Consider the following 18,439-nt stretch of genomic DNA (forward strand, 5'->3'; position numbering starts at 1 on the left):
CATGTTCATCGCACTCAGACAGTTCCTCCGGCGGTTCCATCACGACGAACAAGGCTCCGCCTTGGTCGAGGTGGCGATCGTTACGCCATTCGTGTTGCTGCTGTCGGCCGGTGTTTACGAATTCTCGAACATCTTCAACACGCGTCTGCTTCTCGAAGCCGGCGTCGAGGACGCCGCTCGCTATATGGCGCGCTGCAGCAGTGACTGGAACACTTGTTCAGCGTTGGCAACAAATCTGGCAGTGAACGGGGCCGTCCAGGGCGGCAGCGCGAGGGTTACCGGGTGGACCACGGCTCAAGTCACGATCAAGAAGGCACAATCGCTCCAGGCGATCGATCCCACAACCGGTACCGTGCTCTATCTCAGCAGCACCGGTACGGTCATTGTCGTGGAAGTCAGCACCGCATATCCGTACCCTACTCTGGGCCTCTGGTCTTATCTTGGCTTTGGTGACCTTACGCTCTCCGTGTTCCACCAGGAGCGTGTCTTCGGATGGTGATCTCGCGCGGCACGTTCTGGAGAGACCACTCCGGCGCGACAATGGTCGAGGCGGCCATCGCAATGCCGATGCTGCTCACTCTGCTGCTTGGGTTCGTCGACTTCGGCTATGCCTTCTACCAATGGAATGCCGGCAACAAGGCGGTGCAGGCTGGCGCCAGGCTGGCGCAGATTTCCACCCCTGTCGCGGTCGGGCTTCCACTCGAAGGGTTGACGCAGAGCGATGTATCGAAAGTCGGCACCGCGGTGCCGGCCGGCACGTATGATTATACCTGCACCGCAAGCGCAGCTGGCGTTGCTTGCTGCAGTATCGGAGCAGGCACATGCCTGCCCGCGAACGCGAGCCAGGCCTCGTTCGACGCGATCTATGACGGCACCGCCAATCGTGCCGGAATGCACACCTTCCTGCCCATGCTGGTAAAGTCCGAGGTTCAGATTGAATACGCCGCGTCCGGCCTCGGCTACTGGACGCGTCCCAGCGGACCGGTACCAACGATCACCGTCAGCATTCAAAATCATCCCTTCCAGTTCTTCTTTCTGGCCGGGTTTCTCCGATTGGGAACCATCACCATGCCCTCCATGCTGAGCACGGTCACGGGCGAAGACATGAAGAGCACCTATCCATGAACGCCATCAACACCAAGGTCCTGCCCACCAAGCGAAAGCAGGTCGCGCTGTTTTCCTCCGATCCGAATTTCAAGCGCGATGTGGCGACCCGGCTCGATGCGCTGGCGATCTATGACGTGCGGGTTGCCGAGACGGGCGACTTCCTCAAAGGCCCACCGGCCGAGACGCGCCCGGGCATCGTCATCCTCGATCTCGGCAATGGCGAATTGCTTGGCAATCCAGGCATCGTCGAGGCGCGTGGACTGTGGGCAACCGTGCCGCTGATCGCGGTTTCGGACGAGCTGACGTCCGAACAGACGCGCGTGCTGGTGCGCATGAACGCCTCCGACTGGCTGCACAAGCCGCTCGACGGCAAGGAACTGCTCAACGCCGTCACCTTCCACGACAGCGGCAACCAGGGTACCAAAAGCCGCATCATCACCTTCGTCGGCGCCAGCGGCGGCGCCGGCGCCACGACGCTGGCGTTGTCGGCAGCTGAATTCCTGGCCTCGAAATCGACCGAGCGCGCGGCCTCGACCTGCCTGGTCGACCTCGACTTCCAGAGTGCCAATTGCGGCGCCTATCTCAACCTGTTCAACCAGTTCGACCTTGCCGGCATCATCGGCCAGCCGGAACGGCTCGATGTCGAACTGATGGATGTCATCAAGCTGTCGCGGCCTTCCGGCCTGACGCTCTATGCCTTCGAGCGGCCGCAGTTGCCGTTCGAGCGGCAGGGCGCCGATTTCGTGTTCCGGCTGCTCGACCTTGTCGCCTACCGTTTCGACGACATCGTCATCGACCTGCCCAACATCGAAACGCCCTGGCAAAATTCCGTGCTGTCGACGAGCGACGAGATCTTCATCGTCTTCGAGCTCAATGTCGCTTCGCTGCGGCAAGGCAAACGGCTGTACAAGAAGATCCGCGAGCTGCGCGGCAATAACGTCAGCATCACGCTGGTGGCCAACAAGCACAAGCGCAAATGGTTCGGCAACCACTTCTCGCGCGGCGAGCTGGAAAAGATCTTCAAGGCGCCGAACATCAAATCGGTCAGCCTCGACAATGCCCTGCTTGCCGACGCCCTGAACCGCGCGATGCTGCCGTCCGAAGTGGATGGCCGGGCCCGCTTCAACAAGGATCTGAAGAAGATGTTCCGCGAGCGGCTCGACGATGCGGCCCGCTAGCGGCCATCGCTTTCGACTGACGGCCGCCTGCCTCCTCGGCCTGGCGCTGGCGCTTCCAGCCGGACAGAGCGCGTGGGCGGACAGCCGCCCGCCTTTGCCGGCGATGGGTCCCAGCCTGCGCAAGATGGTGGCGTTTCCCACGGCCGAGAAGATTGGAACCATAATCATCCGCAAGCAGGAAAAAGCGCTCTACCTGGTGACCGGCAAGGGCGAGGCCCTGCGCTACCGGATCAGCGTCGGACGCGATGGATTTGGCTGGACGGGTACGGTCCAGGTGGGGTCAAAGACGGAGTGGCCGGCTTGGCGCCCGCCCAAGGAAATGCGCGCCCGCCGGCCGGAGTTGCCTGAGATGGTTCCCTCGGGGCCGTACAATCCGCTCGGCGCAAGGGCGCTCTATCTGCTTCGGGACGGTCGCGACACGCTCTATCGCATCCATGGCACCAACGACCCTTCGGGCGTGGGTTTCGACGGCACGTCGGGCTGTTTTCGCTTGACCAATACCGATGTCATCGATCTTTTCAGGCGCGTGCCTGTCGGCACCAAGGTGGTGGTCCAATGACAACGATCAGCGATCCCGATGAACTGCTGGCGGCGGTCGAACCGCCATTGCTCGACAAGGAGAAGAGCCGGTTCAGAGTGGCCGTTGCCGTCTGCGTCGGCCTGGCGCTGTTTGCCCTTCTGAACGCCACCGCGGCCGTCTATCTCTACCGTGGCATCAACGACCTGCGTACGATCGAGGCGCGGCTGGAGGACCTCGGCCAGTTCGAGCAGCGAATGAGCGCGCGGCTGGACACGGTCAACAACGGATTTCAAAGCCGGTTCGAGGCGCTGGACGACCGGTTGCGGGCGAGCTTCGGCGAGGTCAACGCCAGCATCGCCAAGCAGGCACCGGAAATGTCGGGAAATCACGGTGGCGACGAGCCGCGCGTCGTGGAGTTCCCCCCGCCCGCCGAAGATACGGCGGCGGTTGCCAGCGCCACCGAGGCGGAACCGGCCACCGAGGATATGCCGCGCTCAACGCGAAGGAGGCAGGCTCCGGCAGCGCCTCCCCCGCCAAGTTCCAACTACCAGCGGATCGTATCCCCGGAAGGCAAGGTCACCTATCACAAGATAAACTAGCTTTGGCCTCGGCCACGCTGCGCTAGAAATCTCTCTGCAGTGCCATGAGCCGGACACGCATCGGTTCAACGCGCATGCCGAGTTCACGCATATAGGCAAAATGGCAATAGGCGCACGCCGTAACCCCGATGACCGCCAGCAGGCAGTTCAGCCAGGTGAAGTCCATCGTCAGTGAGAACTGAAAGCCGCTCGGCGCCGAGAACCCGGCAATGGTGCTGGCGGTCTGCGAGTGGCCGCCGATCAAAATCATCAACGCCGCGAGGATCAAGGTGCCATGGTTGGCAAGAAAGAAAGCGGCCGACCTTCTGGCCTGACTTGCCATCCAGCAGATCCCCAGCGCCGCACCCAGCAGGGCGAAATCCAGGACCATCGACCCTCCCAGATAGACATCGACCTGCTGCCAGACCATTCCGGACGATGGGTGCAAGGTGAGCCAGACCTTCCACATACCGGGGCTTGCGGGATAGGTCCCGAGCAGGATCGTGGCCATTCGCTCCGCCGCCAGGATCAGCAGGACAAAGGCCGGGAAGGCGAAAAGCAATAATGGTTTGCGCTTCATGGTGCCTCGCAATCTGGCGGGCAGTCTATGCTGCATAGATTGCATGAAGCTTAACGGCGCGTTTTGCTTGCCAAATCAACAGCGTCTGCCCGTAGCGATCAGTGTCGGGGCCCACCCGTGCCACGACGGCCTCGCGTCTCCGCCCTCAAGCCGATTCTGCAAATCTGCGTGAGCTCGGCAGCCAGCGAGCCGCTGATGTGGGTCCGGCAGGCGTTCGTAGCAGACAATGAGCGGAGCCGCCGAGTCTGATCCATCGGTATCGCGAAGAGCGGCCTAAGGATTAGCCAAAGCAGAAAATGTCAGCCCTATCGCCAGTGCCGTCACTGCGTAGATAGCCGGCAAAACCTGACGGTTCACACCAATCCGAAGCAAGCTATGACCAAGGTGATCCGTGCCGCCCATCCAGGGCCTCCGCCCCTGTAGCAAGCGGCGAGTCGTTACGAATATTGCATCAATCAGAGGGACGGCAATCCACGCCAACGAGGCGTCAAAACCTCTTTTCGAGGCAAGAAGCACGATTGCCGCCCCGAGGAGAAGGCTGCCGCTGTCGCCCATGAAAACGCGGGCGGGCGGATAGTTGAAGCAAAGGAACCCGACACACGCACCCGCGCCGGCCATCCCGATATCGCCGCCGAGCCCCAGGAAGGCGGCCGTGATTGCACTCGCGGCAAGACCATCCGCATGGTCGAGCATGTTGACCGCGTTGCAAGCTATCCAAATGACGATCGGGACCCACCACAGACCTGTAATGATGCCAGCTAAAATCGCGGCAGCGGCCAATGCCGCTGCCTTGACACCGGCGGAAAGGGATCGGACGTCATCCAGCGCGCCGATCAGGCAGAAAACAGCCAGCAGAAGAATATACTCAACCGGAAGCCACGGAGACATCGCGATCAGCATGGCCGGCCCTGCCAGCCGGGGCACCTCGCCCGATGTATGCCATCGGTCGCTCTTGACCTTTGAGACCGCTCCGATGCGTATCGCCAGACGCGCAAACAGCCACACACAAACGGCCGATATGAGCAGAGCCCCGATGAACGGGACCAATGGACCAGGTGTCAAGCCATCGCTCGTTCGGCACGCATGTGCTCGATGCAGTCGACCACTGTCTGTTTGGTGCTTCGAAGTGGTCGCCATCCGGTCATGGAGGTCAACAGACTTGTGTCAGGCACGCGGTCATGCGTCACGGCAAACCGCTCACCAAAGACCGCACTGGAAGGTTTCATAACGATGGGCGCACTCGTCCTGGTGGCGTCAACCACCATCTTGGCGAGATTTCCAATCTGAACCGCCTCGCTGCCGCCCAGGTTGACTGGCCGGCCTCGCAACGACCGGCACTGCATCACCAGAAGCAACCCCTCGGCGGCATCGGCTACGTGGAGAAACGCGCGCCTCTGCTCGCCATCGTCGTGAACCACAAGCGGTTCGCCCCGCAACGCCGCGTTGACAAACACTGGCAATACGAGGCCGGTCGCCGAGCGCTGGCGCGGTCCGGCCATGTTGAATGGTCGAACGATCCAGCTAGGGATGCCCAAATCGAAAAACAGTCCAGCAACCAGATGCTCAACGGCTGCCTTGGCAGCGGCATAACCCCATCGCGGTCGGAGATCCGTCATAACTGGATCGGACTCTGTGATTGGCCGGTCCCGACCGGAGCCGTAAACTTCTGAACTCGACGTATAAAGAAGCGGGCGCCTGTGCAGCCGGCATGCTTCGACGATTGAACAGCCTGATTCGAGAATGCCGCTGGTGACGGCGAAGCGTTCCTTGTGAGCACGCTCAACGCCGATCGGACTCGCCAGATGGAAGACGGCATCGGCAAGGCCAACCTCATCCTGGACCGCCCCATTATATGCCGGATCGCCGACCCTGAAGGTACGGATCGTCAGGCGAGGGTCACCAGTCGGCAGATTGCGAAGCAGGCCGTTCGAAAGATCATCGACAACGGTCACGGTGCAATTGCGCGCAAGCAATATATCGACCAGTGCCGACCCTACGAAGCCTGCGCCACCAGTAACCAACACATGTGCGTGCTGGCCGAATTCAACCATGTCCGCGCTATGGTTGTCCAACGTTGACAGCCTCCAGAACGACCCGTGGGCCTCGCAACGCACGGGACAATCTTCTATACAGTCAGGGACGGGACGAACAACCCGTTTTTCTATCAAGCGAGCAAGTTTTCATCGCCCCGATATCATTAACGAATGAATACTCCCTCCGAAAAGCCGCCACTGGTCCGATGCCCCGATCCAGGAGCAGGACTGATTCTGGCACACGCGCACCAATGTTTAGGTTTTCGTCGCTCCAGCGCGAAACAAATTGTGAGGGTATCCCCACGTTTCTCGAAATGCGACTTGTAAGTCGAATCGCCGGTGCCGCCGTTGCATATGTCCGGCCATCGACTCATGATACGCAATTGGGCTGTGAGGCCGGGAAATAACCCGGAGGGAGCCGTGAAGTCCGACTATCGGCCAGATATCGACGGATTGCGCGCAATCGCAGTGGTCGCCGTCATTCTTTTCCATTTTGAAGTGCCCGGTTTTGCGGGGGGCTTCGTCGGCGTCGATATCTTCTTTGTCATTTCTGGCTACTTGATCACCCGCCTTTTGGTGGCTGAAGGCGGCGAACTGTCCCTGATCGAGTTCTACGCCAGGCGCATGCATCGAATTCTGCCGGCGATGCTGGTAACGATCTGCTTCTCGCTCGTTGCGGGGTGGTTCCTGTTGTCCCCCGGGGACTATGCCAACTTAGGACGCAGCGCGGCATATTCTACCGTCGGGGTGGGGAACTACTACTTTCTCTGGAACACGGGCTATTTCGACCGCGAGTCGACGCTTCTGCCCCTGCTCCATCTCTGGTCGCTCGGCGTCGAAGAGCAGTTTTACCTGGTATGGCCGGTTTTGCTTCTGATGGCGAACCGGTTGGCACGGGGCCGCCGTCCGCCGATCATCGCGCTGATCTGTATGGTTGCACTGATCAGCTTCTCGATTGCCCTCCATCTGGTGGCGATCGATCCAAAGCGAGCGTTCTATGTTCCCTTCGGCCGAGCCTGGGAACTGGCTCTCGGCGGCCTGCTGGTCTTTGCGGCGCCCGTTCGCCACCGAGGCACTTCCGAAGCTTTCGGACTGGTCGGCCTTTGCCTGGTCGCCGCCAGCACCATCTGGCTGTCGCCGAGCCAACCGTTTCCAGGCTTGAGTGCTCTCTTTCCGGTGATCGGCGCCGTCCTGCTCATCTGGCCGCGTTCGCAGTCAATGATCTCGGCGCTGCTTGCGAGCGCACCATTGCGATCGACGGGCAAGATTTCTTATAGCCTTTATCTCTGGCATTGGCCGATCCTGGTTTTCTTCCGCCACTATGCAGGCACCGAAATGCCGACGGCGGCCGAAGCGTCTGTCCTTGTCGCCATGGCAGGGCTGGCGGCCTATTTATCTTGGCGGTTCGTCGAGGAGCCCGTCCGCCGTCCGCGGGCGCCCCCATCCAGGGCATTTGCCGCCGGCGTTGCCGCGGTGATTGTTTGCCTGAGCGGCAATGCGATCTTCGAAGCCGGCGGTTTCACCAGCAGGATTCCGAAAGAAGCCGAGGCAATGCGCAGCCTCGAGGTGATGTGGGACTGGCCGTGTCCACAGACGGTCGTCATTCCTGAACTGGGCAGCACCTTTTGCGCGTTTGGGGCGCCCTGGGGCAAAGCGAGACATCACGCCGTCCTGTGGGGCGATAGCCACGCCGAACACCTCGCCCCGCTGTTCGATGCTGCCGGCCAGCACGAGAATACCGCCTTCTTTCTTTATCGCGCGTGCCCGGCCGCATTCGGAGAAGGTGTCCATCGCGATTTTCCAGAGCACCCCGACTACCAGGAAAGCTGCGCGTCTTCCCGAAAGGCGGTCGTCCATATGCTGAGACAGCGAAAAGATATCGACCTCGTGGTCCTGTCTTCCGCCTGGACAAACCTTGCTGACACCAATGTCGTCGCCGATGACGGCCGGCAGGCGGACAGGGTCCTGCTGTTGCGCGATGGCTTGCTCAGCCTCGTAAAAGAAATCACCGCTCGGCAACGACGCATCGGAATCATTGGACAGGTGCCGGTGCCAGGCGTGGATCTGACGTCCTGCGCGGCAATGCGCGAAAGCGGGATGCTGAGACGTTGTTCGACAGACATGGATAGCGAGCAAATCCTACGGCGTTGGTCGCCGGTGGTGACCGCGTTAGAGTCGCTTGCGGATGAAAATGGGGTGTTCTTCGTCGATCCACTCAAAGGCATGTGTCCGGACAGGCATTGCGCCACCTACATCAATGGCGAGTTCATTTACCGCGACAAAGCTCACCTGCGCCGAAACTTGACACCGGAGACCGACGTCGGCCTTGCGCGAACGATCGGTCTCCACCAGGCCCTAGCCGCAGCCGACGGGCGAACTCGTGTATCGACAGCGAACGCCATGCAGCCTTCGACAACCAGCATGAGCAATTGAGCCCGCAGCTCTGTGCCATGCGACGACAGCGCCGGACACCGTCTCTACGTCGACGATCACCACCCACCGACCTTCTGCGCGAGGCTTATTGTTCCGAAAATCATCCGGAGGCTTTAGGCCGATTTGCTGGTGGCGTCACGGCAGCCACAGTTGCAATCGACCATGCAATGATCGTGCCCAGAAGAATGAAGCATAGTGCACTGACCGACAGCGGAACGGCGACCTCATAGGTTCGGTCATTGCTGCGAGGGTCGCTCGAATCCGTGGGCGCGAACAGCACAGCATCCGGCCGGCGAAAAGTATATTCGCCCTGCCTGACGGCAGGCCATGCGTGAGAAGACCAGCCGACGCGATGTAGCGACGTTCCGTTTTCGCGCAGATAGGATGCTTGCAAAGGCGAAGTGCCAGTCAGGTTGCCTAACTGGAAAAGGCCGGGAAATTGTGGCCGCGGAAGCAGCGTTTCGTATCCGCCTCGGGCGGCAAACATGGTTTCGTTCTGCAGCCGCCCGGTAATAAGCGGTGGTGTGACGAGCAGTATCGCGATGCAGCCGGCCCCGAAGGCCGCGACGCCTGCCAATGTTCCGCAAGCAAAGCTCCAAGGCTCGCCTTTCTCTGTCGGCGACGGCTTTATGGCAGCCACTTTTCGTGCGGCGAGCATGCCGCCAATTCCGAGCGCGATTGGAAGAAAGAGGCTTGGTGTCAGCAAGAGGTCATGCGAGGTCAGCGCCACCCCCATGACCGCGACACCAAGGGCAAGATCACCAGCGTACCGGGCAAAGCAAAAGGCGAAGCAGACCAAGCCAATCGGAATCAGCCAGCCGAGGTGACCGAAAGCGATTGCAAACAGGACGAAGGTGTTGTGCGGCGCAAGGGCTTGCGCCTGTTCAAGTCCGCGACCGAAAAAACCGCCTTCTCGATAGGCGAGCAGGCCGCGCTCGAGAAAGAGAGCCCTTGCCGAAATCGAGTTCCTCTTGCCTTCATCGGTCAGGCGTTCGCCGAGCGCCTGCATCTTGGCGACGTTCGTGGATTGGTTAGCCGCGGGCGCGGGGCCGGATGGCAGAGGAGACGAATTTACGGCGTCCGCGGATGCACCGCCCTTAGCGGCGGCCGAACCGCTCGGGGGTTCGACGGCGAGGGGCGTGGTAGTGTCAGCAGAACTTGCCCGAGGCGGAGCCGGTTGATTTGCCGACGCCCCTTCACGCGGTGGCGCAATTGACACCGTAGCGGCTGGCGGAGATCGATCGACAGCCTTCGATGCTTCGTTGAGCGCCGTGCTTACAGACAAAATTCCGGCATAGGATTCGTCTGTGGCAATACGGAAGGAAGGATTTGTGGTCAACGCGATGCCGATCGCCCCCAGCAGTGCAAAAGCGACGACGACCGCACGGCCCAAGCCCCCAAGATCGATCTGAAAACGACGGCCGCTGCGAAATTGTTGCCAAATGCGGACGACAATCGGAACCGCCACCGTTGCAAGGGCGGCAAGAAGGGTCGAGCGAGAAAGCGTCGCGAGAAGCGTTATGGCTACGAGCACGAGGAAGCTTGCACGCCACTTTTGTGCGACGGCGCGGTAGCTCGCCGCAGCCCCAAGCAGAAGTCCGGCCGCTGCGACATTGGGATTGACCGCCAAACCGGCGGCCCGGCCAGGCGTGTTGGTGAAGCCGCTGGCAAAGAGGAGGTCGAGCAAGCAAACCACTGCATTGAGCGCTGTGACTGACGCCGAGAGGCGCAACACGATTGCGGGAGCTGAGGCAAGCATGAGCACAATCGCCGCGCCGCCGAGGAAAAGTGTGATCAGGTAACACTTGGCGACGATCCCGATCGGATGAAGCGCAACCGGGACGACTGCCATGGCGGCGGTGATAACAAGCAGAAGGATCGCGCTACGCACGTCTCGACGCGTCACAAGAACGGCGATCGAAACAATCAGCACGCCGCCATAGAGCGCATGGAACACCAGCCTGGCGAACTCGTCCCGCCCGGTGAAGAACGGCAGAAAATATGGCATGAACCAGGACTGGTATATGACGATGACGAACGCGCAAAGCCCTGCCGAGATGCTCGTCAGGATCGCCCGCAACGGATGCGTCGAACTCATCGAGCGTTCCGAGTGGGCAATCCCGCTCATTCGTCAGCCCACGAGATAGAGGCGTTCATATGCGTCGACCATAGCTCCTGTCGAATACCGCTCGCGCATCATCCGTTGCCTAAATTCCCGGTCGGCTGTCGGCTCCGGCAATCGGTCGAGAACGGCTAGAAGCCCGCGAGCCAGATCGGCAGGGTCACGAGGTTTCACCAATACACAACCCGGCATACCGGAGATAGCCTCCGGATTTCCGCCGACATTGGTGGCGACAACAGGAAGACCCGCCGCGAGCTTTTCCATCAGGGCATTGCAAAAACCTTCCTCATGGGAGGCGATCACGCCAACATCCATGCCGGCGAGCAATTCCGGCACCTCGCTCTGTGATCCCAATGCATGGACTTTCGATCCGACGCCGAGCCGCCGTGCCTCTTCCGCCAGGCCCGGCCCGATGCCTCGGTCCTGTCCCGCCATGAACAGCCTCAGATTCGGCCGGCTTTCGCTCGCAAGAGCGAATGCTTGAATGAGATCCCTGTGCCCTTTGTATGGGATTAAATTCGCGACTATGATGATGCCGACTTCGTCCTGGCTGAGGCCGAGCCGCCGCCGGGTTTCGTCCCGGCGATGGACGATGTCATCGAAGCGGCTGAGATCGAGACCGTTCGGGATCACCCTTATTCTGTCGATATCATAGGCGTCGCGAGCCGCCATATCGGCCGCGACCGCATGCGAATTCGCGACCACCACATGGGAAAGCCGATTGGCGATCCGGTCCATTCGCTTGAGCCTGGGCCACCGTTCCTGATGGTTGCCGAGACCGCGTCGCGACGTGATGACAAATGGCGCCAGCGCAACCCGCCCCGCCAAGGCGCCCAGGAAATTGGTCAGCGGCAGGAAGGCGTGGACCACGCGCGGCCGGGTCAAGACGATGCGCAGGACAAGCGAAGTGACGGCTGCGCCGAGAACCAGCATCGCCTTCACACTCGGGCGCCTCGTCGGCGCCGCGCCCGACTTGGCACCCACTTTGGCCACTGTCGGCGACGCAGGTAGGGGATTCGGCCGATGAAGTCCGTACAATACCCGGATCCCGGCGCGATTCAGCGTCTCCGAGAGAACACCTCCTTGTGAAAGCGCAAAGACTTCTACCTTCCAGCCGCGCTGCTTCAATTCCTTGGCAAGCAGCACGAGCTGGCTCTCGGTGCCGCCCAGGTCAAGCGTTCCGATGACAAAGAGTACTTTGCGACGAGGCTTTCTAGCCAGTGCGGCAGAAGGCCCGGCAGCCGACTGTTGGCCTTCAGCATCAGTCATCGGAAATTTCTCTCGCAGCGTCATCCGCTCCGCCGCCTTTCCTCATTGGTCGCCGGTTGCCGCTAGGCGCAGCCGCTTGCAAGCGGAAGCCTCTGCGAGGCGATGGCTTATAGAAATGGTCACGAGCAAACGAAATCAAGAGGACCGAGCAATTCCGCAAACCCGCTGCAGCACAAGCCGGCCGCGTCCTAAAAGAAGATACTGGAGCAGAATGCCGATGGTGACGAGTAAAATACCAATGGCAAGGAACGCAAGCGGCGGAGCCCATTTCAGGCGTTCGAACTTTGCCTCGTACGCACGCACGCCGTTGAAGTCTTCGGCAGTTCCGAGCGGTTGCCAGTCCTGACCATACGCCCTTCTTAGCAAAGGCAGCATCGGCCCGAATTGCGCGTAGTACGTGTCGATGATCGACGGATCTTGTTGTACATCCTCAAGCGAGTGAGGAACGAAGACACCATAGTCGGAATCGAGAATGTTGCCATTTGACTCAACTACAGTGTGCTCGGGGGCACTGTAGATCGTCGCTTCGATGCCCTGATCGGCAAGGACAGAGTAGACGATCTTCGAAACCTGGGAACAGAACCCATAGCCCCGATCCAGTGCCTTTCGGGGAGTTACAAATTCATAGTTCCCCAGGTTTTCCCGATATTCCGAAAGAAAGCTGAGCATCCAGAGCAAGTAATTGTCGAAAACCCCGATCCGGGTGTAGGACGCATCGGCCTCCGACCAGCGGTCACCTTCTGTCCAATAGTGTACCATTCCACGCGCGACCGCCGTTGTCAGACGCTCAAGATATGGCTGCATCGGCTCACCCGTGCGGCGATAGAGATCATCAACGTCCGCAACTCTCTGTGCAAACCCCAGTGGCCCCTCAATTGCCGAAGCAGGTGGTGCCGGGTAGGCGCTGACCAATCCGAGCGGGTATGCCGACACAAAGAGCAGAAATGCCGTCCCCACCCCTGCCGAGAACACGCCGAGTGCACGAAGCAATGCCGCAATTAAGGCCAGCCGCTGCCTTCGATCCCGAATCTTTATAGCGTCACCCATGATTGAAGCATATCACCTCACCGCAATCACGGTCTCTGGCCCATACGTGCAGTTGTGGACAGGTCACCTTCGCGCTTCTGTGATAAAGTTGCCAGCGGGCATCTGTTGTGACTTGTCGTGGAGCGCCGAACGTGTGCATTGAGCGCTCTGAATGCGGACATCGATTTGGCATTGAGCGGAAACCGAAACTCGGGCAGCACTCTCGACACACTGCGACGCTTGTGGCGGCAGGTATCGAAGCCTAGACAAAGGCAGTTTTTCGGCCTCCTTGTCTTGATGATGTTCGGAGCACTTGCGGAAGCCGCTACGCTTGGTGCCTTGCTGCCGTTTCTTGCGCGCATCGCCAATCCCGAGGCGGTTGGCGGCCAGTCGTTCCTCGCTCGCCAGCTTGCCGGCTTTCGGCTGACCAGCTCTTCAGACAGCCTTCTCGATTTGACGATTCTGTTTTCGGTGGTGGCGATCATAGCCGGCGCCGTGCGCATATTCCTTGCCTGGGCCACGACCTCTTATGTCTTCTCGCTGGGACATGAGGTGGGCGTGAAGGTCTATGACCAAGTACTCCGCCAACCTTACAGCTACCACGTTTCGCGCAATTCCAGTTCAGTGTTGGCCGCGCTTCGCCAGGTTCAAGCCATTACCGCGGGTGTAATGCTGCCCCTGTTGCAATCGATCAGCGGCATAATCATCGGCGTCTTCATCGTCGCTGCCCTTTTTGCTCTGAGTTCTTTCATCACCTTCGTTATCTTCGCGGGCTTTGGGGCGGTCTACCTCGCCATGTCGCTCGTCATCCGCAAGCACCTCAAGAAGAATGCGCAAATTATCGCCAGCGCGCAGGCGGAAGGCATCCGATCTGTCCAAGAGGGACTGGGTGGCATCCGCGATGTTATCATCAACGACACCCAACCGTATTTTCTGTTGCGGTACACCGAACTCGATTTACGCCTGCAGCGCGCGAATGCATTGAACGCACTTGCCGCGGGCGCTCCGCGTTTCGCGATCGAAGCTGCGGGTATGGTGATCATCGCGGCGCTTGCTTATTTCCTCATCACCCGCTCGAACGATGCCGGCCAGGTTCTGCCGATACTTGGAACATTCGTCCTTGGAGCGCAGCGTCTGCTCCCATCCATGCAGCTTGTATACGGCAATTGGGCCCTGATACTGAGCAATCTTGCCGGAGCCGAAGTCGTGCTCCAGGCGCTCGAGGCACCACTCGGCCCAGAGTGGAACCAGCCGCCGCCTAAGCGTCTCCCATTCGATCGAGCGATCATGCTCAAGGATGTGTCGTTCCGTTACGCTTCTGACCAAGCGTCGATACTCGAGCGATTCAATCTCACGATCTCGAAAGGAAGCAAGGTCGGGTTCATCGGCAAGACGGGCAGCGGCAAGAGCACGACGGTCGATCTGATAATGGGTCTGCTCGAGCCGACTGGCGGCGTGATCGAGATCGACGGGCAGCGGCTGGACGGAACCACACGGCGTGCCTGGCAAAGACAGATTGCCCATGTGCCGCAAAGCATCTTCCTGGCGGACGCCTCGATCGCCGACAATATCGCCTTCGGCATCGATCCCGCCAACATCGACCTCGACCGCGTGCGCAATGCAGCGCAGCAGGCCGCACTGGCGGATTTCATCGAAAGTTTGCCGCAAGGCTATGAGACGCGGGTCGGCGAGCGTGGTGTCCGTCTATCGGGTGGTCAGCGCCAGCGCATCGGCATCGCCCGGGCGTTGTACAGACAGGCTTCCGTGCTCGTCTTCGACGAAGCCACGAGCGCGCTCGACACGGAGACCGAGGCCGCGGTCATGGAGGCGATCCGCGAGCTGCCCGCCGGCCTGACGGTGCTGATCATCGCGCACCGGCTCACAACAGTCGAAAATTGCGACGAGATCGTCACCCTCGAAAACGGCCGGCCACATATCTGGACGAGAGCCGGCGGACAGACCGCTTAAAGCGACTTGCTCCGTTTGGGCGGCCGACTGTTCGGGCTCCGGAAAAGGAACTCCGTGCATGCCTCACCCGTAGATATCCTGACGAGCTCGAAATCGAACCGTTTCTTCAGGAAATCGATCACCGCCTGGTCGTCGGCAAACTCCATAGGCCAGCCGCCCAGCCAGTCGCGGATGTCGGTCATGTAGCTCATGCCGCGACCTTTTTTCTTTTGATAGATCTGCTTCACGAGCAAGGGCAGTTGAAGTGGATTGCGACCGAGCCCGAAGCGCCAGATGTACCAGTACTCCATCCACCGCCTTTGGCGAGGGTTGGCGCCGTTGTATCGCCGTTTCACGTCGAGCCAGAATTGCGCGGACGGCTTCACGACATTCGACGAATAGAGAGCGATGAAGAATAGACCGCCGGGGGCAACCGTGCGCGCCGCATTTTCGATCGCCTGCCACATCGCGCCGGTGTGGTGGAGCACGCCCCAGGAATAGACGAGATTCCAGGTGCCTAGCTTCTCCATATAGTCGGCGTCGAGCACGTCGCCGCGTTCGACGATCCAGTTCGTCGGCTCACCCGCCAATTGCCGCAACTTGCCGGTTGTGCTTACCGAGAGCGGGTCAAAGTCGAAGGACTGTATCCTATCCGCTTTTGCATCGAAGGCGGCAAGCGAGTGCAGCCCGCTGCCGCTGCCGATATCGAGGAAGTCGAAGCCTTCGAGGGTCTGCTTGCCGAGGAAGGACAAGAGCTTCTCCGCCGCCATGCGGCGGCGTTCCGCCGAGTAGTGCTTGTCGATGAACGACGCCCAATTGGCTCCGAACTCGTATCGGTTCGACGATGGATTTCCCGCGAACGTCATTCTGTGGCTCGGTGCCGGGCTTCGATGATTTCCATCATATGAGCGGTAACTTTCCGAATATCATAGCGCTCTTCCGCGATCGATCGACTGTTTTTGCCCATGCATTCGGCTTCACCTGGGTTGTCGATCAAGCGGATCATGGCTTCCGCCAAGGGGGGCGCGGCGCCGACCGGCACCAGCAGGCCGCTCACGCCGGGAACGATCGGCGCGCGACAACCCGGCGCATCTGTCGTGATCACCGGGCGCCCCATTGCCATCGCCTCCAGGACAGATCGCGACGTACCCTCGCGGTAGGATGGAAGCACGAAGATACGCGAATCGGCGATCACCCCGCGGACGTCTTCCACAGGCCCGTGATAGCGGATGGTTCCGTCCGCGACCGCTGCCTCAACTTCCGATACCGGAAATCCCGCGGGATTTGGATCCGTATCGCCGACCAGGTCGAAACGGGCTTCAGGTCGAATTGCCTTAACCAGCCTTGCCGCACCCAGATATTCGCCGAGGCCTTTGTCGCGAAGCAGGCGTGCGATCATAAGAAATCGCGGCTTCTCTGGTAATGGCGCAACCTTGAATCGATCGAGATCTACCCCTGAACCGTTGGCTACATTGGCTGGTGTACGTCCGAGCAGTCCCAGACGACCGAAGTCATTCCGGTCATCGTCGTTCTGGAAGGTGGCCGTGGTGGCAACACGCAGGCTCGCGGCATAAAGAAGCCGGGCCACCGCATTGACCATCCTCCACCGTAGAGATTTGTGACGGTCCGTGAACGCATAGCCGAGGCCCGTGACAAGCGCGTGCCGGCGCGGTACCCCCGCAATCAGCGCCGCGGGTATGCCATAGACGATCGGCTTGATCGCACAGGTCAGCACGGCCTGGGGTTTGAGCTCTCGCAGCTTCCTGCAAAGACGAAAAGCCAAAAGCGCATCGCCGAATGGCGCAATAGCCGCACGCTCCATAGGCAATGGATGAAAACGGATGCCGTTCTCGGTCAGCCAACGAACGGTCATGGCATCGACTGGCGCCAGGGCATGTACTTCGTATCCGGCGGCGCGCAGCGCAAGCAGAAGATGTCCCCGCGTGGTTGCAAGGGATCTTGGTTCGCTTACGACAACAACGATGCGATCCATGCATTCAGGTTCTTGGCTGACTGGTCCAGACCATTCGGCTCTTGTAGGGTCTTGAGGCTCGAAACCCAATCCTGCCGCATCTTATCCACAACATCGAGCGCCACGAGACGATGGCGACACGCGCATCGATCAGGCGCTATTTTGAGTGGAGAGTTCCCACTTCGCAACTACACATCGTTGAATTGGCGTGCAGCCTGCCATACAAGCGCTGGACATAAGTGACTTAGGAACTCTGCCAATGTCCGAACGCATCGCCGTTATCGGTCTGGGATATGTCGGCCTGCCGGTAGCCGTCGCGTTTGGGAAGGTTTTCCCGGGTACCATTGCTTTCGATATAAGCGAAAGCCGGATTGAGGAATTGCGTCGCGGCGTCGATCGCACCGGAGAGGTCGACACGGCGGCGATCAAGGAATCCTCGATCGCGCTTACGACCGACCGAGAGATGTTGAAAGGCGCGACTTTCTTCATCGTTGCCGTGCCAACGCCTATCGACATCAACCGTGCTCCCGATCTTTCGCCTTTGAAACTGGCATCGGAGCTTGTCGGTGAAGCGGTGAGCAAAGGCGCCATCGTCGTTTTCGAATCGACGGTCTATCCAGGCGTGACCGAGGAATTTTGCGGGCCGATCATCGAGCATATATCCGGCCTGCGGCATCCTCATGACTTCGCGCTCGGCTATTCGCCTGAAAGGGCGAACCCAGGCGATCGGGAACACTCGCTGCGGCGGATCATCAAAGTCGTCTCCGGTGAGAACGCAGAGACGCTGGAGCGCGTAGCCAGCGTCTATGGGAGCATCATCGATGCCGGCGTCTACCGCGCGCCGTCGATCAAGGTGGCCGAAGCGGCGAAGGTCATCGAGAACACACAGCGCGACCTCAACATCGCGCTGATGAATGAACTGGCAATGATCTTTGAACGGCTTGAGATCCGCACGCAGGATGTCATTGATGCCGCATCGACAAAATGGAACTTCCTCCCCTTCAAGCCGGGCTTCGTCGGCGGTCACTGCATCAGCGTCGATCCGTATTATCTGACTGCCAAGGCGGAGGCCGAAGGCTACCATCCGCAGATTATCCTCGCCGGACGCCGCATCAACGACGGCATGGGAGCCTTCGTTGCCCAGCAAGTCGTCAAACAGTTGATCCGCTCGGACATATCAGTCAAAGGAGCTTCCGTCGGCATTCTCGGACTGACCTTCAAGGAGGACGTTCCGGATTTGCGCAACAGCCGCGTGTTCGACATGGTCAAGGAACTGAGACAGTTCGGCATCGTGCCCAAGCTTCACGATCCCCTTGCCGATGCCGAATCCGCTCGACGCGATCACGGCGAAACGATCCTGCCGCTCGATGAGATAAGCGATTTGCAGGCGCTTGTCTTGGCGGTACCGCACAACGTCTATCTCACCAGTGAGAGAGCGCGTCTTTTTCAAATGATCAAGCAGGGCGGGACGCTGTTCGACATCAAGTCTGCCATCAAGCCGAATGAAATCCCTGACAATTTGAAGTATTGGAGTCTGTAAGGCTCGGCCTGAATTCAACACTGGGATCTACCGTGAGGTTAAGCAGGCCGATTCTGACCACCGACGCAGCCGGTCTTAGAGGATTCCATCTCCACAAGAGGCGGGCGTGGCTCGACCGGCTGAACGCATTCGTT

General features: G+C 60.0%; 16 protein-coding genes. 8 read left to right on the plus strand and 8 right to left on the minus strand.

Annotated elements, in window-relative coordinates; genetic code table 11:
- Window position 1: 1 nt before the first annotated feature.
- Genes EN850_RS17875 through EN850_RS17895 form a run of 5 tightly spaced genes read left to right on the plus strand, consistent with a single transcriptional unit; the run spans window position 2 to window position 3,404 of the window.
- Window positions 2-499: a TadE/TadG family type IV pilus assembly protein gene (locus EN850_RS17875; RefSeq protein WP_135881763.1), complete on the plus strand. Its 498-nt coding sequence runs from the start codon at window positions 2-4 to the stop codon at window positions 497-499.
- Window positions 493-1,125, plus strand: coding sequence for a TadE/TadG family type IV pilus assembly protein (locus EN850_RS17880; RefSeq protein WP_135881764.1), 633 nt, complete (start codon window positions 493-495; stop codon window positions 1,123-1,125). Before EN850_RS17875 ends, EN850_RS17880 begins: the two co-directional genes overlap by 7 nt.
- A complete protein-coding gene (locus EN850_RS17885) occupies window positions 1,122-2,285 on the plus strand; it encodes an AAA family ATPase (protein WP_127275395.1) in 1,164 nt (387 codons plus the stop codon). Before EN850_RS17880 ends, EN850_RS17885 begins: the two co-directional genes overlap by 4 nt.
- The gene (locus EN850_RS17890) at window positions 2,272-2,844 is read left to right on the plus strand and encodes a L,D-transpeptidase (RefSeq protein WP_127870456.1); all 573 of its coding nucleotides are present in this window, start codon (window positions 2,272-2,274) and stop codon (window positions 2,842-2,844) included. Before EN850_RS17885 ends, EN850_RS17890 begins: the two co-directional genes overlap by 14 nt.
- Entirely contained in the window at window positions 2,841-3,404 is a 564-nt protein-coding gene (locus tag EN850_RS17895) for a hypothetical protein (protein ID WP_136091917.1), read from the plus strand. Before EN850_RS17890 ends, EN850_RS17895 begins: the two co-directional genes overlap by 4 nt.
- 22 nt (window positions 3,405-3,426) lie before the next feature.
- Here EN850_RS17895 and EN850_RS17900 read toward each other — a convergent pair whose 3' ends face one another.
- The 3 genes from EN850_RS17900 to EN850_RS17910 all read right to left on the minus strand — a co-directional run bounded on the left by EN850_RS17900 (window position 3,427) and on the right by EN850_RS17910 (window position 6,035).
- On the minus strand, window positions 3,427-3,963 hold the full coding sequence (locus EN850_RS17900; RefSeq protein WP_127870454.1) for a hypothetical protein: 537 nt from the start codon (window positions 3,961-3,963) through the stop codon (window positions 3,427-3,429).
- 273 nt (window positions 3,964-4,236) lie between these two features.
- Window positions 4,237-4,863, minus strand: a complete 627-nt coding sequence (locus EN850_RS17905; RefSeq protein ID WP_245464228.1) for an MraY family glycosyltransferase — start codon at window positions 4,861-4,863, stop codon at window positions 4,237-4,239.
- A 158-nt stretch (window positions 4,864-5,021) separates the two neighbouring features.
- The gene (locus EN850_RS17910; RefSeq protein WP_127275390.1) at window positions 5,022-6,035 is read right to left on the minus strand and encodes an NAD-dependent epimerase/dehydratase family protein; all 1,014 of its coding nucleotides are present in this window, start codon (window positions 6,033-6,035) and stop codon (window positions 5,022-5,024) included.
- A gap of 381 nt (window positions 6,036-6,416) precedes the next feature.
- Here EN850_RS17910 and EN850_RS17915 point away from each other — a divergent pair, with 381 nt between their 5' ends.
- Window positions 6,417-8,429, plus strand: a complete 2,013-nt coding sequence (locus EN850_RS17915; protein ID WP_189591146.1) for an acyltransferase family protein — start codon at window positions 6,417-6,419, stop codon at window positions 8,427-8,429.
- A gap of 100 nt (window positions 8,430-8,529) precedes the next feature.
- Here the strand turns inward: EN850_RS17915 and EN850_RS17920 are convergent, their stop codons facing one another.
- From EN850_RS17920 to EN850_RS17930, 3 genes are all read right to left on the minus strand, one after another.
- Complete coding sequence (locus EN850_RS17920) at window positions 8,530-10,527, minus strand: O-antigen ligase family protein (protein ID WP_189591147.1); 1,998 nt, start codon at window positions 10,525-10,527, stop codon at window positions 8,530-8,532.
- A gap of 33 nt (window positions 10,528-10,560) precedes the next feature.
- Window positions 10,561-11,820: a glycosyltransferase gene (locus EN850_RS17925; protein WP_210237990.1), complete on the minus strand. Its 1,260-nt coding sequence runs from the start codon at window positions 11,818-11,820 to the stop codon at window positions 10,561-10,563.
- Window positions 11,821-11,955: 135 nt separating this feature from the next.
- On the minus strand, window positions 11,956-12,867 hold the full coding sequence (locus EN850_RS17930) for a hypothetical protein (protein WP_136091921.1): 912 nt from the start codon (window positions 12,865-12,867) through the stop codon (window positions 11,956-11,958).
- Between the two features lie 138 nt (window positions 12,868-13,005).
- Between EN850_RS17930 and EN850_RS17935 the strand changes: the two genes are divergently transcribed.
- Entirely contained in the window at window positions 13,006-14,814 is a 1,809-nt protein-coding gene (locus tag EN850_RS17935; RefSeq protein WP_246689236.1) for an ABC transporter ATP-binding protein, read from the plus strand.
- On the opposite strand, the gene EN850_RS17940 is transcribed toward EN850_RS17935, so the two are convergent.
- Together EN850_RS17940 and EN850_RS17945 are read right to left on the minus strand one after the other, a co-directional pair.
- Window positions 14,811-15,659, minus strand: coding sequence for a class I SAM-dependent methyltransferase (locus tag EN850_RS17940; RefSeq protein WP_135864954.1), 849 nt, complete (start codon window positions 15,657-15,659; stop codon window positions 14,811-14,813). The two genes, EN850_RS17935 and EN850_RS17940, sit on opposite strands and share 4 nt — an antisense overlap.
- Window positions 15,656-16,786, minus strand: coding sequence for a glycosyltransferase family 4 protein (locus EN850_RS17945; protein ID WP_136091922.1), 1,131 nt, complete (start codon window positions 16,784-16,786; stop codon window positions 15,656-15,658). The genes EN850_RS17940 and EN850_RS17945 overlap by 4 nt, the downstream gene beginning before the upstream one ends.
- Before the next feature lie 238 nt (window positions 16,787-17,024).
- Here EN850_RS17945 and EN850_RS17950 point away from each other — a divergent pair, with 238 nt between their 5' ends.
- Window positions 17,025-18,305: a nucleotide sugar dehydrogenase gene (locus EN850_RS17950; RefSeq protein WP_136091963.1), complete on the plus strand. Its 1,281-nt coding sequence runs from the start codon at window positions 17,025-17,027 to the stop codon at window positions 18,303-18,305.
- Window positions 18,306-18,439: the final 134 nt, after the last annotated feature.

This window comes from Mesorhizobium sp. M8A.F.Ca.ET.207.01.1.1 (assembly GCF_004794715.1).
Classification (GTDB): Bacteria; Pseudomonadota; Alphaproteobacteria; order Rhizobiales; family Rhizobiaceae; genus Mesorhizobium.

Excerpts from the sequence above, each read along its gene's own strand:
- EN850_RS17945 (WP_136091922.1), bottom strand. The coding sequence starts at position 16,786 with ATGGATCGCATCGTTGTTGTCGTAAGCGAACCAAGATCCCTTGCAACC.
- EN850_RS17875 (WP_135881763.1), top strand. The coding sequence starts at position 2 with ATGTTCATCGCACTCAGACAGTTCCTCCGGCGGTTCCATCACGACGAA.
- EN850_RS17885 (WP_127275395.1), top strand. The coding sequence starts at position 1,122 with ATGAACGCCATCAACACCAAGGTCCTGCCCACCAAGCGAAAGCAGGTC.
- EN850_RS17900 (WP_127870454.1), bottom strand. The coding sequence starts at position 3,963 with ATGAAGCGCAAACCATTATTGCTTTTCGCCTTCCCGGCCTTTGTCCTG.
- EN850_RS17880 (WP_135881764.1), top strand. The coding sequence starts at position 493 with ATGGTGATCTCGCGCGGCACGTTCTGGAGAGACCACTCCGGCGCGACA.
- EN850_RS17930 (WP_136091921.1), bottom strand. The coding sequence starts at position 12,867 with ATGGGTGACGCTATAAAGATTCGGGATCGAAGGCAGCGGCTGGCCTTA.
- EN850_RS17950 (WP_136091963.1), top strand. The coding sequence starts at position 17,025 with ATGTCCGAACGCATCGCCGTTATCGGTCTGGGATATGTCGGCCTGCCG.
- EN850_RS17895 (WP_136091917.1), top strand. The coding sequence starts at position 2,841 with ATGACAACGATCAGCGATCCCGATGAACTGCTGGCGGCGGTCGAACCG.
- EN850_RS17925 (WP_210237990.1), bottom strand. The coding sequence starts at position 11,820 with ATGACTGATGCTGAAGGCCAACAGTCGGCTGCCGGGCCTTCTGCCGCA.
- EN850_RS17905 (WP_245464228.1), bottom strand. The coding sequence starts at position 4,863 with ATGCTGATCGCGATGTCTCCGTGGCTTCCGGTTGAGTATATTCTTCTG.
- EN850_RS17920 (WP_189591147.1), bottom strand. The coding sequence starts at position 10,527 with ATGAGTTCGACGCATCCGTTGCGGGCGATCCTGACGAGCATCTCGGCA.
- EN850_RS17890 (WP_127870456.1), top strand. The coding sequence starts at position 2,272 with ATGCGGCCCGCTAGCGGCCATCGCTTTCGACTGACGGCCGCCTGCCTC.
- EN850_RS17940 (WP_135864954.1), bottom strand. The coding sequence starts at position 15,659 with ATGACGTTCGCGGGAAATCCATCGTCGAACCGATACGAGTTCGGAGCC.